This window comes from Mucilaginibacter sp. (assembly GCF_036383575.1).
Taxonomy (GTDB): Bacteria; Bacteroidota; Bacteroidia; order Sphingobacteriales; family Sphingobacteriaceae; genus Mucilaginibacter.
On sequence record NZ_DASVOB010000259.1, the window covers coordinates 1 to 17,900 of the forward strand.

The following is a 17,900-nucleotide window of genomic DNA, read 5'->3' on the forward strand; positions in this document are numbered from 1 at the left end:
TATCAGTGATGAAATGAGCACCAATATCAAAATCTCCTGAGATAGCATGTTGACAATTCCCGATACCGATGCGCCCAATACCTTGCGGATCCCGATCTCGCGGGTGCGCTGTATGGTGCTATAGGATGCCAAACCAAGCAGGCCCAAACATGAAATAAATATAGCCAGCACCGCGAAATTCACGAACAAGTTGCCGAATGTTACTTCGGAGGCGTACTGCTTATTAAAGGTTTCATCGACAAACACATAATTGAAAGGTCTTTCAGGCGCTAAGGCTTTCCACCTGCTTTGGATAGCCGATATGGTTGCGGGCACGTTCTTAGCCTCAATTTTTAGCGTAAAGGCACCTGTACCGCGCAGGTTGATGCGCATGTTTAGTGGCTTAACCGTTTCCTGTAATGATTGAAAGTGAAAATCTTTCAATACCCCAATGATCTTACCGGTACGTCCCCATTGCGAATAGTTTCTGCCAACTGCGTCTGCAGGGTTACGGTAGCCGAGGCTTTTGGCCGTGGCTTCATTGATAACAATAGCCTGGGTGGTATCAGTACCAAAGGATTTTGAAAATATACGACCAGCAGCTAATTTCATCTCAAACTGCGGGATGAAATCATAATCAATATCGTACATATTCATGTTCATCTGCTGCATAGCACCGGCCTGGTTCTGAATTTCGGAGTAAGCCACACTATTGCCAAACCCGGGAATAGCGCCGGATGCTGTAGCACCTAAAACATTTGGGATTTTCTTTAACTCATTTTTAATAATGTCCTGCCTGCTTTGTATGGCCGAATCTCCGCTAAAATCGATGGTAAGCATTTGGTTTTTCTGGAACCCAAGCGACTGGTTACGCATAAAACTCAACTGGTTATAAACCACTATAGTACCGATGATAAGTACTATGGATATAGTAAACTGTGTAACCACCAAACCTTTGCGCAGTAAAATTCCTTTGGTTGATTTGCTAAACCTTCCTTTCAAGATGGTAACAGGCTTAAAGTTTGACAGCACGAGGGCTGGATATAAACCAGCACATAGGCCGATAACGCAGGCGATCAAAAACAGCTGGAACAGGTATCCATTGTGAAAAATGCTATCGCTGATCACTTTGCCGGCTAACTGATTAAATAACGATAACAGTAAGAAACTAAACAATGCCGAAAACAGGAAGGAGATCAGACAGAGGATTACCGATTCGCTTAGGAACTGGATGGTAAGCTGCTGCTTCATGGCCCCAATTACCTTACGGATCCCAACTTCTTTAGCCCTTTCGGTTGCCCTCGCTGTAGTAAGATTAATAAAGTTAATACAGGCTATCAGTAAAATGAATACAGCTATAATAGAGAAGATCCGAACATTGTACAGGTTACCAGACTCGGGCGCGCCACGTTTTGATACCATGTAAACATCTTTCAACGGCTCTAAAAAGAAGGAATAATCCATCCCCTGCTTTTTGTCGGCCGCGGTATAGTGCCTGTTCACAAAAGCTTTCATACGCGATTGCAATTTGTTGGCATCATACCCTTTGGGCAGCAGGATATAGGTAAAATTACCGAAGTTGCCCCACTGGTTCAGGCGGTCTTTACTTTGTTTCGCTATAGTGGCGATTGATACCAACATATCGAACTTGAAATGCGAGTTGGACGGAACATCTTTTACCACAGCCACAACACTTGCCGGATTTTTTCCGTCGAGGATGAGCGACTGGCCTATTGGGTTTTCGCTGCCGAAATATTTTTTTGCCGCCTTTTCAGTTAGTATAACGGTGTTAGGCAGAGAAAAAGCTTTATCTACATCCCCCTTAATGACCGGGAAGCTGAACATTTTAAATAACGACGGTTCAGCAAACAACGCGTTATTTTCCTGGAATTTTGAATCGCCACGCTGTATCAGGAATCCCGCGCCAAAAATGCGGGTATTAGCCTTTATCTCCGGGTAATCCTGCTGCAAAGCAGGTCCGATCGGCGCTATCGACGATGACCAGTTTAAAGTTTCGGTAGGTGTTTTGATATCAGACACCACCCGGTGGATCTGATCAGACTTTTCGTTAAAATTGTCATAACTCAGCTCAAACTTTACGTACATAAAAATCAGGAAGGCAGCAGTCATCCCGATGGCCAATCCAATAATATTGATCAGCGAAAAGCCCTTGTGCCTCCAAAGGTTCCTGAATGCAATTTTAATGTAGTTCTTTATCATGATATTAGTTCATTGGTTCAATTGTTCATTGGTACTTACAGCTAATCTCTGTAAGCTGCTATTCAGCCCGCAAACTCTTCACCGGATTTGCCAGTGCTGCCTTCATAGCCTGGAAGGCCACAGTAGCAAAGGCTATTACAATCGCCATGGCTCCGGCAAATGCAAAAATCCACCAGGTTATCGCTATGCGATACGCGAAATCTTGCAGCCATTTATTCATCACAAACCATGCTAACGGAAAAGCTATCAATGCTGATAGGACCACCAGTTTCAAAAACTCGGCAGACAGCATATTAACAATACCTGTTACAGAAGCACCGAATACTTTGCGGATACCTATTTCGCGGGTACGTTGTATGGTGCTGTATGATGCTAAACCGAATAAGCCCATACATGAAATAAGTATAGCTAATACAGCAAAATACATGAACAGGTTACCAAAATTGACCTGAGCTGCATATTGCGCGTTAAAAGTTTCATCAACAAACGCGTAATTAAATTGCCGTTCGGGCACAAGGGTTTTCCACTTGCTTTGAATAGCAGCTATAGTTGCAGGAATATTTTTTGCAGTTATTTTAAGCGTAAGCATCCTGTTAAAATCCGGATCAACGCTAATACTCAAAGGTCTTACAGGCTCCTGTAATGATTGAAAATGAAAATCTTTCAAAACTCCGATAATCTTTCCGGTTCGCCCCCATTGCAAAAGCTTACGTCCTACCGCTTCAGAAGGGCTGTTATAACCAAGGCTTTTAGCGGCCGCTTCATTAATTATAAAAGCCTTTGAAGTATCGGTACCAAACGACTTTGAAAATATACGCCCAGCGGCCAGTTTCATTTCAAACTGCGGGATAAAATCGTAATCGACATAGTATGCATCAATAAGTATTTGCTGCATAACACCAGCTTTGTTCTCGATCTCCGAATCGCTATTCCCATTACCAAAACCAGGTAAACTCCTTGAAGCCGTTACTGAAGCTACATTTGGAATTTTTTTCAACTCGTTCTTTATCAACTCAACACGATGCTGCACAGCTGGATCTGATGAAAAATTAATGGCAAGCATTTGATCTTTTTGAAAACCGAGCGGCTGGCTGCGCATATAATTTAATTGGGTATAAACAACGATGGTGCCAACAATAAGAACTATGGATATAGTGAACTGAGCCACTACCAGCGTTCTGCGCAATAATATGCTACCTGATTTGCTGAACTTCCCTCTTAAGGTGGTTACAGGCTTAAAACCAGAAAGCACGAAAGCGGGATATAAACCTGCACCTATACCAATACAGCATGATACTATAAACAGATGAAACACATAGTTATGCGTGAAAATAGTTGTATTTGTAACTTTACCTGATAGCTGATTGTAAATCGGCAATAACGAATTGCTGAATATAACGGCCAATAAAAAAGCTATTAAACACAAAACAACTGATTCACTTAAAAACTGGATAATCAATTGCTTTCTTGCCGCCCCTATGACCTTGCGAACCCCTACTTCTTTTGCACGCTCGGTAGCTCTTGCCGTTGTTAAGTTTATAAAATTAATACATGCTATCAACAATATAAATACCGCAATGGCCGAAAAAATATGGATGTTGTGCAGATCGCCTACCTGCGGTCCGCCTCTTATTGTATCCATGTAAATATCTTTTAAAGGCACAAAGTGATAGCCATAATTTACACCCTCTTTTTTATCAGCCTGGGTATAATGCCTGCTTGCAAATGCCGGCAGCTGACTTTCCAGTTTATGAAAATTATATCCTTTTGGCAATACGATATAGGTAAACCCATGAATACTGGCCCAGTTTTGCGATACATCTGGATTGAGTTTTTCAAAAGTTGCACAAGAAACTGCCATATCAAATTTAAAATGGGAGTTTGCCGGCACATCCTTTATCACAGCAGTAACTAATGCCGGATATTTACTATCAAGAGTTATGGATCTTCCGACGGGATCGGCATTGCCAAAATATTTCCGGGCCATTGTTTGTGTCATTACAACCTTAAAAGGTGCCTCAAACCCTTTTTTAACATCGCCTTTTATAACGGGTAAAGTAAACACATTAAATAAAGAAGGATCGGTGTATATTATGTCATCCTCCTGGAACTTAGAATTACCATATTGTACTAAAAACCTCGCGCCAAGCACCCTGACATTTGCCTCTACTTCCGGATAGTCCTGTTGTAGGGACGGCCCCATCTGCACAAACGCAGCCGGTGTTGTAATAACGGGAGCATTAGGATGTCTTACATCAACTGCGACACGATAGATCTGATCAAACTTTTCATTAAAGGTATCGTAGCTCAGTTCAAATTTTATATTGATGTAGATAAGGAAACAGGCCGTTAAACCTATAGCCAGGCCAATAATATTAATGAGCGAGAACCCCTTGTGTCGCCAAAGACTTCTGAATGCTATTTTAATGTAGTTCCTTATCATTTCTTTGTTTCATTAAGTCATTTTACTTCGTTTCATTAAATCATTGGTCAGCTGTATATTCCTGGCACCATTAAATCATTTAAAACACATTTCAATTAATGACTTAATGACGCGAAGCCAATGAATTAATGACTATCCTATTCGTCCCGCAAACTCTTAACCGGGTTTATCGTGGCCGCTTTTATGGCCTGGTACGATATGGTAACCGCGGCTATAATAAACGACGATGCTATTGCAATAATGAATATCCCCGGGCCGATGTTAATATGGTATGCAAAGTTTTGCAGCCAGTTATGCATTACATAATAACCCAGCGGGGCGGCTATTACAAAGGCTATCGCTATCAGGTAAATAAACTCCTTGGTAAACAAGGCCACAATACTTGATACCGGCGCGCCCAATACCTTACGAATACCGACTTCTTTGGTGCGTTGCGATGCCGCGAAGGCGATCAAACCATACAAGCCCAAACAACCTATAAATATGGCGATGTAAGAGAAAAGCTGAAATGCCACGTATACCTTTTGCTCCTGCTTGTAAAAATTGGCGATGTGCTCATCAACAAACTGAAACTGGAAAACATTGTCGGGATAAAGAGCCGACCATTTTTTATTGATATAGCTAATAGTTTGACTCATGTTTGCAGGCTGTATTTTTATACTCGCCATGAAAAATCTGTTCGGGTTATATTCCAGTACACATGAGCGGCGCTTTTTATGTTTTGATTCGCTTTGGAAATCCTTAACCACACCTACTATTGTTGCTTTTTGATCGCCATTTAAAGTTACATGCTTGTTTAGAGCTAATTGTGGGTTCTGAATACCCAGTTTTTGCATCATGGTTTCGTTGATGACTACTTTTGGTATGGTATCTTTTTCGTTCTTTTTCCAGATCTTTTGCCCGGCCAGCATTTGCAGTCCAAACATATCTGTAAATTTTTCGTCTATCGCTTTATACTCGGTAACATCATCCTTGGGGACGCCCAGTTCCACTGAAGAAAAACTGGTAAAGTTGCTGTTAAAGCCAGGGGCACCTGATGAAAAACTGATCTCTTTAATCCCTGGGTAGCCGGCCATTTGCTGGTTGAATACATCCCGTTTTTTCATATCGGGCAAGCCTACAGATACCACGGCTTCCTTATCAAAACCAAGGTCCTGATTTTTGAAAAAGTCCATTTGGCGGGCTACGATCAGCGTACCAACGATCATGATCTGGGATATGGCAAATTGTCCTATCACCAACCCTTTACGTAAGGTAAGTTTTCCGCTGCCTCCTGCGCTTTTATTTTTAAAACTGTCTACAGGTTGAAAAGACGATTGTACAAACGATGGATATAAACCTGCCAGCAGGATCACAGCTAAAGTAATAGTGGTTATCCAGCCAATCACGGTTGGCTGCAATAATTGCGAAGCATCTATGTTGATAGACATCCAGGCCCCTGCTTCCGACAGGAAAAACGCGCATACACCAACACCTAACAACACGGAAAATAAAACAAGGACAGTGGTTTCGCCCAAGAACTGTTTAATAAGTTGCGAACGGCTTGCACCCAGCACCTTACGCATCCCTACTTCTTTTGCACGCTTGATAGCCTGGGCAGTGGCAAGATTGATAAAATTGATACAAGCAGTAATGATGATAAGTAAGGCTACACCAATTAAGGCATAGTAGGTATCCTTTGAAGTTGGCGTAATGATGTTATTGATATAACGCTGATCAAAGTGAATGTCTTTTAACGGTTGAAATGGTAAAACAGCCGCTTTAGCAATATCGGCCCCCCAGTTCTTTTTGATAAAAGCGGGCATCTTTTTGTTCAGCTGATCTATAGAATAGTTTTTGGGTAACACAATGTAAGCATAACTGCCGCCCATTATAGCCCAAAAGTTGCCCATGGCCCCTTTTAAATTTTTCTCGATACTGTTTAATGAGATCAAGAATGAAAACGGCAGACTTGTATTGGCAGGCTGATCTTTAATGATGCCAGTTACTTTTGCATTCAGCTGGTTTTCAAAATTGATCGTTTGCCCCATGGCATCAACCTTGCCGAAATACTTTTTGGCGATACTTTCGGTAAGTACAACACTGTTTGGCTCCCGAAGGGCTGTATTAGGATCGCCGGCCAGCCATTGGTAGTCAAAAACTTTGTCTATCTGGTTATCGCCAAAGGCAACATTATGTTCGTTATAGCGGCTCTCTCCTATCTTGATCATGGCATCGCCCTGGTAAAAAACCTGTGTGGTTTGTTCCAGTTCCGGAAAATCAACCCTCATGGCAGGTATTACGGCCATGGATACATTGGAGTTAAAATCAAGCGCGTGAAGAGTTACGCGGTAGGTACGGTCGGCCTTACTATTGTAACCATCATAGCCAAGTTCATTTCGTACGATCAAAAAAATCACCAGGCAAGCCGCCACTCCCAGCGTAAGCCCAAAGATATTCAGGAAGGCGTAACTCAAGTTACGACGGATATTCCTGAAAGCAATAACTACATAACTTTTCAACATAACGATTTATTTAAATCCTGAATACTGGCACAACCGGCCTAACCTCTAATCACTCACTTCTTAAACTTTTAACCGGATTAGCAAGCGCCGCTTTAATTGATTGAAAACTGATTGTTATAAAAGCAATCACTATCGCCGCTCCACCTGCTCCTGCAATAACCCACCATTGTATGTTTATCCTGTAGGCAAAACCTTGTAGCCACTTATTCATAAAATAATAAGCTACCGGGGATGCGATTACAAAGGCAATGAATACCAGTATTAAAAACTCTTTTGATAACAAAGCGGTGATATTGGTAACCGAAGCACCAAGCACTTTACGGATCCCGATCTCTTTTTTGCGCCTCAATACAACAAAAGCAGCGAGGCTCAACAAACCAAGGCACGAAATAAGCATGGCCAGACCGCCAATGATGGCAATCATGCTTCCAGCCTGTCTTTCAGAATGATATACTTCATTAAAATGATCATCAATAAACTGATAATCAAACTTATTGTCGCCACTTATACCATTAAATGTCTTCTGTATCTCTCTTAATGTTTGGCTAACATCAGTACCCGAAACCTTAACATATAAATTGGTTTGCCAATAGGGTATATAATCCATACTGCCAATAATAAGCGGCTCAATGGTTTTGTGTAAACTACTGTAATTAAAATCTTTTACAACGCCAATAATCCTGCCGGGAGGCAACGATGTTATGTTGATAGGCTTACCAACAGGATCAGCATACCCTATTTGTTTGGCCAGGGTTTGATTGATAATATATTCATTCTGCTGACCCTTACTAAAGGTCCGGCCGGCTATCATTTTCATGTCGAAAAAACTGATATAATTAATACCAGCATTCTCCATGTTTACAGTGATCTTTTTGGCTTCGCCGTTTGGTGCAATAAAGTCGATACCAAATAATGAGCCATTGCCGCCCATTTCCATAAAACCATTGGTGATATCTTTAACCCCTTTTACTTTAGCAATTTCTGCTTTAAGTACCGGCATTTTTTTTGCCAGCTGCAAATCCATTGGCAATTTTATGACCTGACTATAAGAATAGCCAAGATCGCGCTGCTGCATATATTTTAGCTGCTTAAGTATCACCATTAAACTAATCATGAATATAACGGCTATGGCAAACTGACCGGTAACCAGGACATTACGTAACGATGATTTTGAACCACCCAATAACACCTTTGTTTTTAAAGCTTCACCGGTGTTAGCTCTTGAGATGAACCAGGCCGGATAAATACCAGCCAGTAATGTAGTTCCTATCAGTATACCTGCAAAAACAACAACCATCACACCGTGATAAATACTTTCTGAAGTAAGCTCTCTGTCAAGTAGTTTATTTAACAGTGGCAAAAAGATAGTAATAAGCAACAGCGCTGATATCAGCGATAGTAGTACCGAAAAGAAGGTTTCGATAAACACCTGGAAAACTACATGAAAATGCCTTGCGCCCACAATTTTTTTAACGGCCACTTCTTTACCACGATAGCCCGCAATGGCTGTAGTAAGATTAACAAAATTTACACAGGCAATTAAAAAAACAGCAATAGCTATTACTATAAATATATTCAGGTACTTACCATCTATCTTTTTATAGTTGAGCTCATCATAGCTGATATTAATAGAGCCGGTATGGATACGGTTTAAAGGTTGTAAGGTAAAATCAATAAATTTGCTCTTGGCATGGATAATTTTTGTCACCCTGCTTTCAAGTAAGCTTATATTTTTGTTATTGGATATTCTCAAGTACGTTGCCCCCATTAAAACATTATAATTTGTACCCAAAAAACTATTTAAAAACTCTTTAGGGAAGGGCACCATTGCCTCGATCTGCAAATGGGAGTTTTTAGGCATATCGGCAATTACATTGCTTACAGTAAAACTCATTACGGTGGTATCAGCGGTGCGTAATTGAATGGTTTTATTCAATGCAGGGCTATTGCCAAAAAGCTTACGCGCGAGACTGGCGGTAAGTACAATAGTATTTTGATCGCGGGTAAACTTATTTCTTTCGCCCTCAATAATAACCGGGTTAAACATGCTGGCAAAGGAGGTATCGGTACAAGCCAGCTTATCCGCTTTTATCTTTTTACCCTGGTACTCCATAGTTACCGATGGATAAACAAGCGGTATTGCAGGAAAAACACGGGTATAGCTATCTATTTCATTATTATTAGCCTTCAGAAACGGTGCAACCGGCGGCCCAACAATTGCGGCTGTTGAAGGAGCCGTACCATCGTAATGCATATATTCATTAAGGCGATAAACCTTATCCGCATTTGGTACAAAGTTATCAAAGCTTCTTTCATTATTAACAAACAAGCCTATGAGCACACAGGCTGCGATGCCAACAGCAAGACCCAAAATGTTTACAAAAGCGTAGGCTTTGTTTTTGAGTAAATTTCGATAAGCCGTTTTAAAATAAATTTTAAGCATCCTGGGTTACAGATTAATTGGTATAAACTTCCTCCTGTTGTTGCTATATCTCTATCAATATTTATTCTGATCTTAAACTTTTAACCGGATTAGCCAAAGCCGCTTTCACAGCCTGGAAACTGATGGTAACAAAGGCAACAACAACGGGTACCCCACCTGCAACAGCTATAAGCCACCAGTGAATTTCGGCGCGGTATGCATAATCCATCAACCATTCATTCATGGCATACCAGGCTATAGGCGATGCTATTACAATGGCGAGTAATACTAACACCAGAAAATCGCGCGATAGCATGGTGGTAATATCACCGACACTGGCGCCCAGCACCTTTCGGATACCTATTTCCTTAACTTTGATTTGCGCTGTATAAGTTGCCAAACCCAAAAGGCCAAGGCATGAAATAAATATTGCTATGCCTGCGAATATATTGAACAGCGTACTGGTGTGCTGCTCGGATTTATACATATCATTGTAAGCATCATCCAAAAAAGTATACTCATAAGGAAAATCAGAATTGTATTGCTTCCAGTATTTTCCAACCAGTTTGATGGCCGCCGGGGCATCTTTGCCGGTTGTTTTGATATACACCTGCCATGAGCTTGGCCTGTATGAAAATATAGCGGGCGCGATTGCTTCTTTTAATGAGGCGAAATGAAAATCCTTAACTACACCGATAATGGTTCCGTTAAGATCATGTAGTTTAAAACGCTTGCCAATGGGGTCTTTAATTCCGGTAAGTTTTAAGGCTGTTTCGTTGAGAATGTAATGTGCAGTATCTGATTTCTCGCCGGTAAAGCCGGTACCTGCGGCAAATTTCAATTTAAACATGCCGATGAAATCCTTATCAATATCAAAAGGATTGATCAACAAACTTACATCGGCAGCTTTGCCGTCCCAGTCGGTATCACTGGTGCTGCCGTTGCTGCTTAGTACACTGCTATTTCCTGTACTTACCCCCTTTATTTCTGTATGGCTTAATAAATCGGCTTTAATAGCCTCGTAATGATCCTGCATTGCGCGTAACGGAAGCGCGAAAACATGCTCCTTATCGTAACCCAGCTGTATTGAATGAATATATTGAAGCTGCTTATTAATAATAAGTGTGCCAATAATTAACCCAACAGAAAAAGCAAACTGGCACACCACCAGTATTTTTCTGAAAGTTACATTTCCTGCACCTGATATCTTTCCTTTAAGCGCATTAACAGGCTTGAAAGACGAAAGCAGCAGGGCCGGGTATATACTTGATGCAACGAGTGTTGCAATAATGGTTGAGGCTATAACCTGCCACACATTGGCATTAAACAGGTCGAAATGCATTTGCTTGCCTGATATATTGTTGTATACAGGCATAATAGCATAAATAAGCGTAAAGGCCAGCCCGAGGGCAACCGTAAAACACAACACAGTTTCGATGATAAACTGCATAAAAAGCTGGCTTCTTTCGGCGCCGATGATCTTGCGTACGCTCACTTCCTTTGACCGGAGTATGGAACGCGCTGTTGATAGGTTAATATAATTGATGCAGGCGATTAGCAGGATCAGCACCGCAACGATCGAAAATATTTTTACAATCTGTATCCCGGCCGACGTACCATCGGGGTTATACAAATGAATGTCTTTTAAAGCTTGTAATTGAAAAACCCCGTCGGTAGGTTTTATACCCGGCTGGTTTTTCATGTGGATTTCAGTAAGCTTATCGGCAATAGCTTTTGTAGAAGCATCGGGCCTTATCTGCAAAAATGTTGTTGTATAGTAATCCCCCCAATCACCATCCATTGTTTTCCACATGCCTTTGCCATCATATTGCTTCCGTTTTAAATTCATAGAGAATAGCATATCGCTATTCACGCTTGAGTTAGCAGGAAAATCGGCTAATATGCCCGAAACTGTGTACGGGTCTTTACTATCGCCCATTATGGTTTTACCAATCGGGTCTTCTTTACCAAAGTATTTTTTGGCGGTACTCTCTGTTATAATAACCGATTGATCATTTGGGAAAGGCGCCCTAATATTTCCCTTTAACAGCTTATAATCAAAAAGCGTAAAAAAAGCATCGTCAACAAATTGTAACTTGCCAAATTCCTCTTTTAATAATTTGTCTTTATACCTAAAAACAGAATAGTTGTAGCTTGTTACCAATCTCACGGCACTAACTATGCCCGGCACCTCTTTTAAACCAAAAGCTGCAACCGGCGGAGGCACACCACCCCAAACCTGTTTGCTTGCGCCGGTGCCGATAGAGGCGTTAACCTTGTAGATCTGGTCGGCTTTAGTATGAAAACGATCATAACTCAGCTCGTCCTGCACCCAAATTAAAATAAGCATGCCAACGGCCAAACCAATGGTAAGGCCAACAATGTTTAAAGCGCTGTAAAACTTGGTGTTAATTAAGTTTCGCCAGGCGGCTTTCAGGTAATTTTTAAACATAGGAATAGCGGTTTAATAACAAAAACACTCCAAATGCCCTTCTCCGCAATGTACGGGGAAGGGCAGCAGAGGCAATTATTAACTTATCTATAAACTGATTTCGGGGGGCGGAGGTCCAAGTCCGGAGTCGAAAGTTTTAAGTCAAAAGTCCTTTCTTACCATGAACTATAAACCATCAACTATTAACTCAAAAAACTACACCATGATATTTTCCATAACGGTTTGTCCATCAAGCAGACGTATAATACGATGGCTGTAACGGGCATCATGTTCAGAGTGCGTAACCATGATGATGGTGGTTCCCTGTTCGTTCAAATCGGTAAGCAGCTCCATTACATCATTACCGTTGCTGCTGTCCAGGTTACCAGTAGGCTCATCCGCAAGGATCAGTTTTGGCTTGTTAACTACCGCACGGGCAATAGCCACACGTTGTTGCTGACCACCAGATAACTGCTGCGGATAGTGGTTACGACGGTGCATGATCTGCATTTTGTCTAACACCTCTTCTACCCTTTTAACGCGCTCTGTAGCGGCAACACCTGTGTAGATCAATGGCAGCTCAACGTTTTCAAATACGGTAAGCTCGTCAATCAGGTTAAAGCTTTGGAAGACAAAGCCGATGTTGTGCTTGCGCAGATCGGCGCGCTTACGCTCATTAAAATGCGCCACTTCAATTTCGTTAAAAACGTAGCTGCCCGCATCCGGATCATCAAGCATGCCTAAAATGTTAAGCAAAGTTGATTTACCACAGCCTGATGGGCCCATAATGGCCACAAACTCGCCTGTAGCTACTTCCATCGACAGCTTGTTTAACGCGATGGTTTCTACCTCTTCGGTACGGTAGAATTTCTCAAGACTCGAAATTTTTATCATTGGTGCCTCCGTTATTCATCCCGCCTTACGGCGGTTTGATTTGATTTTTTGTTTATTTAAATTTATTAATTAGCTCAGTTTATATTATAATGACGCTTAAACAGTGCCCGGCGTTGCAACGGGATTACGTTATTTTTTCAGTACAAGTTCCTGGATATCACCATAGGTTTCATAACTCGAGGTAATAACCTTATCACCCGGGTTTAGGCCGTCTGTCACCACATAGTAATCAGGGCTCTGGCGTCCAAGCTGGATGTTTACCTTATAAGCTTTGGTACCATCTTCACTTACCTTAAAGATCCAGTTACCACCTGTTTGCTGGAAGAAACCACCTTTAGGTACTAATACAGCCTGCATCTGATCACTCAGCGCTAATCTAACCTGTAGCGTTTGTCCTTTACGGATCCCTGCAGGTACCTTACCAACAAACTGCATATCAACCTGGAAACTACCTGTTGTTTTAACCTGGGTATATACCTTTTTAATAACTAAATTATATGTTTGCTCGGCAAACTGAAAATCGCCTTTTAAGCCGGTGTAAATGCGCGACAGGTAATGCTCATCGATATCAACCCTTACTTTAAAACCCGATTGTACGTCGATCTGACCTAAGTGTTCGCCTTTATTTTTGTTTTGCCCTACTTCAGCATCCATCGAGGTTAGCTGGCCATCAGTTGGGGCCCTTAATACTAAGCCTGCTACTTTTTTACGCATCAGTTCAAGCGTAGTTTTCATGTGGGCATATTGCTCCTGTGATTGCGAAGCCTGCTGTTTCACAAGTGAAGTATCCTGCGATAAGATCTGTTTGGCTAATTTATAACGATTTACCTGGTAATCATAGGTATTTTTTGCCGATTGATATTCCTGTAAGCCGATAGCTTTTTGATCATAAAGGTGTTTGTCCAGCTTGTAGATCCTTTCGGCCTCTTTAAAAGCATTCTCCACATCGGCCATGGTGTTTAGCTTGCTGATGGTGTTTTGCTGGGCATTATTACGAGAGATCTGCATTTGGGTTTGCTCAGCATAAACAGCAGTTTCCTGGTTAGCCAATGTAAGTTCCAGATCGGTATTTGACATTCTCAGGATCGGGTCGCCTTTTTTAAGGCTGGCGCCGTCCTCAACAAATTTCTCTTCAACAACACCACCTTCTGATGCATCAAGATATATGGTAGTTAGTGGCATAACCACGCCGTTAACCGGTATAAATTCCTGGAAAGGGCCTTTTGTAATAGTACTTATAGTTAAGCGTTCAGTATCAACATCAAGCTTACTTTTACCCGATGTAAGATAAATACTGCCTCCAATTAGTAAAATAACGCCTGTAATACCTGCAATGGTAAGTATCTTCTTGCTGTTCCAGGTCTTTTTCTCAATTTTTCTGTCCACTGTATTTTTATAATATTTTGAAATGTTATAACAAAAAGATATGCCACAAATTAAAATACTGTTTTTCAATCAATTAAACACAAAATACAGTATTAAAGCGTACGCTTCTGTTACATCAGGTGTACGGTATTGATACAGTATATTTTCACGTTTCAACAGCCTGTTGCGGGCAAATACAAGTTAGCACTTCATTGTGAAGCTTTTATATAAAATACGATACAAAAAGCAGGTATTTAGCATAAAAATTGTAACAGATAATACTATTAGTGAGTCTTTGATTTATTGTTCATAGTTGTTGGTTAATACCGTATCGGTCATGGTTTATGACAAGCGTACCGAAAGTTTATTTCGGTAGTTTCGATAAAGGGAAACAATTTACCTTAAATTTATAACTTTTGTTAAATTGACATCCTCAATTAATTATGCGCTGTCATTTTGAGGGCCATGAACAATCATCTATGAACTATTAACTAAAAATAAATGATACTTAAAAAAGCTACCGTTTTAATTGTTGATGACGATCCGGACGTACTTACTGCGGTTAAACTTTTGCTAAAACCAGAAGCCCGGGAAATCATCACCGAAAAGAACCCTGAAAACCTGAACTGGCTGCTGCAACGCAATGAGATTGACCTGATTTTGCTTGATATGAACTTTAACAGTGCCATTAATACGGGTAATGAAGGACTATATTGGTTGCGCAAGGTAAAGGAATGGAAGCCCGATGTTTGTGTGATCATGATAACGGCTTATGGCGATATTGACCTTGCCGTGCGTTCGCTTAAAGAAGGTGCTAATGACTTTGTGGTAAAGCCATGGCATAACGAAAAGCTGATAAATACGATAAAGGATCTGCTTGATAAAAAAGAAGGCGGAGCAAAAACCACAAAAACGCCGGTTAAAAGCACTGCGGGTGACACCTCCATACTCGGCGAATCCGATGTGATGCAGGATATTTTTTACAAAGTGAACAAAATAGCCCCTACCGACGCCAATATCCTGATACTGGGAGAAAACGGCACAGGTAAAGACCTTATGGCGAAAGCTATTCACGAACGTTCGTTACGGGCCGATAAGCCTTTTATAAAGGTAGACGTTGGCGCATTAACAGATACCTTATTTGAAAGCGAACTTTTCGGTCATAAAAAAGGGGCCTTTACCGATGCCCGTGAAGACCGTATGGGCCGTTTTGAAGAGGCGCAAGGCGGCACTTTATTTTTAGATGAAATTGGCAATATTAGCCTGCAACAACAAGCTAAGCTGCTTACAATTTTACAAAACCGCCAGGTAACCCGTTTGGGTACCAATAAAGCTGTTGATGTAGACATCAGGCTGATCTGCGCTACAAACGTAGCGTTAAGCGAGCTGGCTAATGAAAATAAGTTCCGTAAAGATTTGATCTACCGTATCAATACTGTCGAGATCAATATGCCGCCGCTGCGACGCCGTAATGAGGACATTGTGATCTTAGCCCGCCATTTTGCAAAGCTGTACGCAAGCAAATACCTCAAACCATCCATGGATTTTGATGCCGCTGCTATCAACAAGCTCAAATCGTACAACTTCCCCGGCAATGTGCGCGAACTACAATATACCATTGAACGTGCCGTAATTATGGCCGATGATAGTACATTGAGGCCCGACGACCTGATCTTTTCAATACTGGAAACATCTACGGAAAACGTGGCTGATGCTGACAATATACCATTAAGTGCTCTGGAGAAAAACGCGATACTGCGGGTTATTGAAAAGCACAACGGCAACATTACCCGTGCAGCCAAAGAACTTGGCCTTACCCGCACCGCCTTATACCGAAGATTAAGCAAATATGATATTTAACCGTTACGAATGGCGGCTGTTGCTGCGTGTATTTTTATTGCTGCTTGTACTTATCGTTACGGCTTTTGTTATCGTAAGTCTTGGTCAGCTTTTGTATCTCGTGATCCTATTGCCGCTGGTTGCCTATTCGGTAGTTGATATGATCCGTTTTCAGAAAAAAGCGCAGGATGAAGTAAACCAGTTTGTTGAATCGATCCATTACCGTGATTTTTCCCGTCATTTTGATGTACGCAAAGCACCGAACGAGCTTAAGCCCCTGCGTAAAGGTTTTAACGATATCAATACCACATTTAAACTAATAAGCCGCGAACGCGAAACACAATACCATTACCTGCAAAAGATCCTCGAACTGGTTGATACCGGTATTTTATCATATGAAGAAGAAACCGGAGAAACCGGCTGGATCAATGAGGCCTTTAAAAGTATCATAGGAGTACCTTACTTGAAAACAATCCATTCGCTTGAAAAACGCGAACCAATGTTATATGCAGAGCTTGTTAAACTTAAGCCCGGCGACAGCAAGATCATTACTGTTACACGTAACCAGCAACAGGTTAAGATCCTGGTAAATGCCAGCCTGATGCGCAGCGATGATAAATTATACAAACTCATCGCATTTCAAAACGTGAATGAGGCCTTGGACGAAACGGAATCAAAGGCATGGTCAAAGCTGCTGAACGTAATGACGCACGAGATCATGAACTCCGTAGCGCCAATATCCTCACTGGCTGATACGCTCAAAAACCGCTTGCAAAGCCCCGATATTGCTGAAAATCTCCCTCACAGCGATCTGGAAGATATCGAACTTGGTATCGATACTATCAAACGCCGCAGCGAAGGTTTACTCAAATTTACCGAAAGCTACCGGAGCCTCAACAAGATCACCAAACTTGATCTGAACAAGATCATGGTGCGTAACATATTTGAGAACCTGAACAGTTTGATGACCCCTACGCTGGAGAAAAAGAAGATCGAACTGGAGATCATCCTCCGCGATCCTACGCTTTCTATTGAAGCCGATATCAACCTCATTGAACAGGTGATGATCAACCTATTGGTTAACGCTATTGAAGCCGTGAAAGACCGCGAAGAACCCCGTATCACACTCACAGCCGAGATTCAGGGCGGCAAAACTTTTGTTAAAGTTATCGATAACGGATTAGGCATGCCGCCCGAACTGCTCGATAAGATCTTTATACCTTTCTTTAGTACCCGTAAAACAGGAAGCGGCATTGGCTTAAGCCTGTGTAAACAGATCATGCTGCTGCACAAAGGCAATATCCAGGTACAATCAACCGAGGGTAAAGGCTCGGCGTTTATACTGTCTTTCGTATAATTCGCCCCCTGCCTCCTTAGCGCCTTTATATGACATTCGGAAAACTTACGAAGTTTTTAAAACTTCGTAAGTTTGGTTCAGCAATATCTATTTAATGGACTATAAAGGCAACATTCTCGCCGTTTCCGGCAGTTTAAGATCAGGCTCATCCAATCATCATATTTTGAGGTTTTTAAGCGGATTAACTCCGGCTGATATCAATTATTTTATCTATGATAGATTAGCAGATATTCCACCCTTCGATCCCGGACTTGATCATGAGCACCCTCCGGAAGCTGTTTCAGAATTACGAAGCTTTATGAAGAATGCTGCAGGTATCGTGATCTGCACTCCTGAATATGCCTTCGGGGTTCCCGGTCAGCTTAAAAACATGTTGGATTGGATGGTTTCGAGCAGTTCGCTGGTTGATAAGCCGGTGACTTTAATTACTGCATCCTCAGTCGGAA

Annotated in this window: 10 protein-coding genes; 3 read left to right on the forward strand and 7 right to left on the reverse strand. The window is 41.6% G+C overall.

All coding sequences use genetic code 11. The features are described 5' to 3' along the window. The 7 genes from VF500_RS09245 to VF500_RS09275 all read right to left on the reverse strand — a co-directional run. The coding region (locus VF500_RS09245) for an ABC transporter permease (RefSeq protein ID WP_330859404.1) at positions 1-2,199 on the reverse strand (2,199 nt) is incomplete at its 3' end. Between the two features lie 58 nt (positions 2,200-2,257). Further along, positions 2,258-4,642 carry an ABC transporter permease gene (locus VF500_RS09250; protein ID WP_330859405.1) on the reverse strand — a complete coding sequence of 795 codons (2,385 nt, stop codon included), beginning with the start codon at positions 4,640-4,642 and terminating at the stop codon, positions 2,258-2,260. A gap of 137 nt (positions 4,643-4,779) precedes the next feature. After that, entirely contained in the window at positions 4,780-7,146 is a 2,367-nt protein-coding gene (locus VF500_RS09255; protein WP_330859406.1) for an ABC transporter permease, read from the reverse strand. A gap of 49 nt (positions 7,147-7,195) precedes the next feature. Then, positions 7,196-9,589, reverse strand: coding sequence for an ABC transporter permease (locus VF500_RS09260; RefSeq protein ID WP_330859407.1), 2,394 nt, complete (start codon positions 9,587-9,589; stop codon positions 7,196-7,198). A gap of 61 nt (positions 9,590-9,650) precedes the next feature. Next, the gene (locus VF500_RS09265; RefSeq protein WP_330859408.1) at positions 9,651-12,020 is read right to left on the reverse strand and encodes an ABC transporter permease; all 2,370 of its coding nucleotides are present in this window, start codon (positions 12,018-12,020) and stop codon (positions 9,651-9,653) included. 195 nt (positions 12,021-12,215) lie between these two features. Continuing rightward, a complete protein-coding gene (locus tag VF500_RS09270) occupies positions 12,216-12,893 on the reverse strand; it encodes an ABC transporter ATP-binding protein (RefSeq protein ID WP_121225834.1) in 678 nt (225 codons plus the stop codon). Positions 12,894-13,022: 129 nt separating this feature from the next. Further along, positions 13,023-14,279 (reverse strand): efflux RND transporter periplasmic adaptor subunit, encoded by a 1,257-nt coding sequence (locus VF500_RS09275; RefSeq protein ID WP_330859409.1) that lies wholly within the window; start codon positions 14,277-14,279, stop codon positions 13,023-13,025. Between the two features lie 480 nt (positions 14,280-14,759). Between VF500_RS09275 and VF500_RS09280 the strand changes: the two genes are divergently transcribed. The 3 genes from VF500_RS09280 to VF500_RS09290 form a co-directional block, all read left to right on the forward strand. After that, the gene (locus VF500_RS09280; RefSeq protein ID WP_330859410.1) at positions 14,760-16,118 is read left to right on the forward strand and encodes a sigma-54 dependent transcriptional regulator; all 1,359 of its coding nucleotides are present in this window, start codon (positions 14,760-14,762) and stop codon (positions 16,116-16,118) included. Next, positions 16,108-17,454 (forward strand): HAMP domain-containing sensor histidine kinase, encoded by a 1,347-nt coding sequence (locus VF500_RS09285; RefSeq protein ID WP_330859411.1) that lies wholly within the window; start codon positions 16,108-16,110, stop codon positions 17,452-17,454. Before VF500_RS09280 ends, VF500_RS09285 begins: the two co-directional genes overlap by 11 nt. Positions 17,455-17,548: 94 nt before the next feature. Further along, the coding region (locus VF500_RS09290) for an NAD(P)H-dependent oxidoreductase (protein ID WP_330859412.1) at positions 17,549-17,900 on the forward strand (352 nt) is incomplete at its 3' end.

What these genes read in the sequence shown, in the direction of transcription:
- VF500_RS09250 (WP_330859405.1), bottom strand. Translation starts at nt 4,642, where the DNA reads ATGATAAGGAACTACATTAAAATAGCATTCAGAAGTCTTTGGCGACAC.
- VF500_RS09255 (WP_330859406.1), bottom strand. Translation starts at nt 7,146, where the DNA reads ATGTTGAAAAGTTATGTAGTTATTGCTTTCAGGAATATCCGTCGTAAC.
- VF500_RS09260 (WP_330859407.1), bottom strand. Translation starts at nt 9,589, where the DNA reads ATGCTTAAAATTTATTTTAAAACGGCTTATCGAAATTTACTCAAAAAC.
- VF500_RS09265 (WP_330859408.1), bottom strand. Translation starts at nt 12,020, where the DNA reads ATGTTTAAAAATTACCTGAAAGCCGCCTGGCGAAACTTAATTAACACC.
- VF500_RS09270 (WP_121225834.1), bottom strand. Translation starts at nt 12,893, where the DNA reads ATGATAAAAATTTCGAGTCTTGAGAAATTCTACCGTACCGAAGAGGTA.
- VF500_RS09280 (WP_330859410.1), top strand. Translation starts at nt 14,760, where the DNA reads ATGATACTTAAAAAAGCTACCGTTTTAATTGTTGATGACGATCCGGAC.
- VF500_RS09285 (WP_330859411.1), top strand. Translation starts at nt 16,108, where the DNA reads ATGATATTTAACCGTTACGAATGGCGGCTGTTGCTGCGTGTATTTTTA.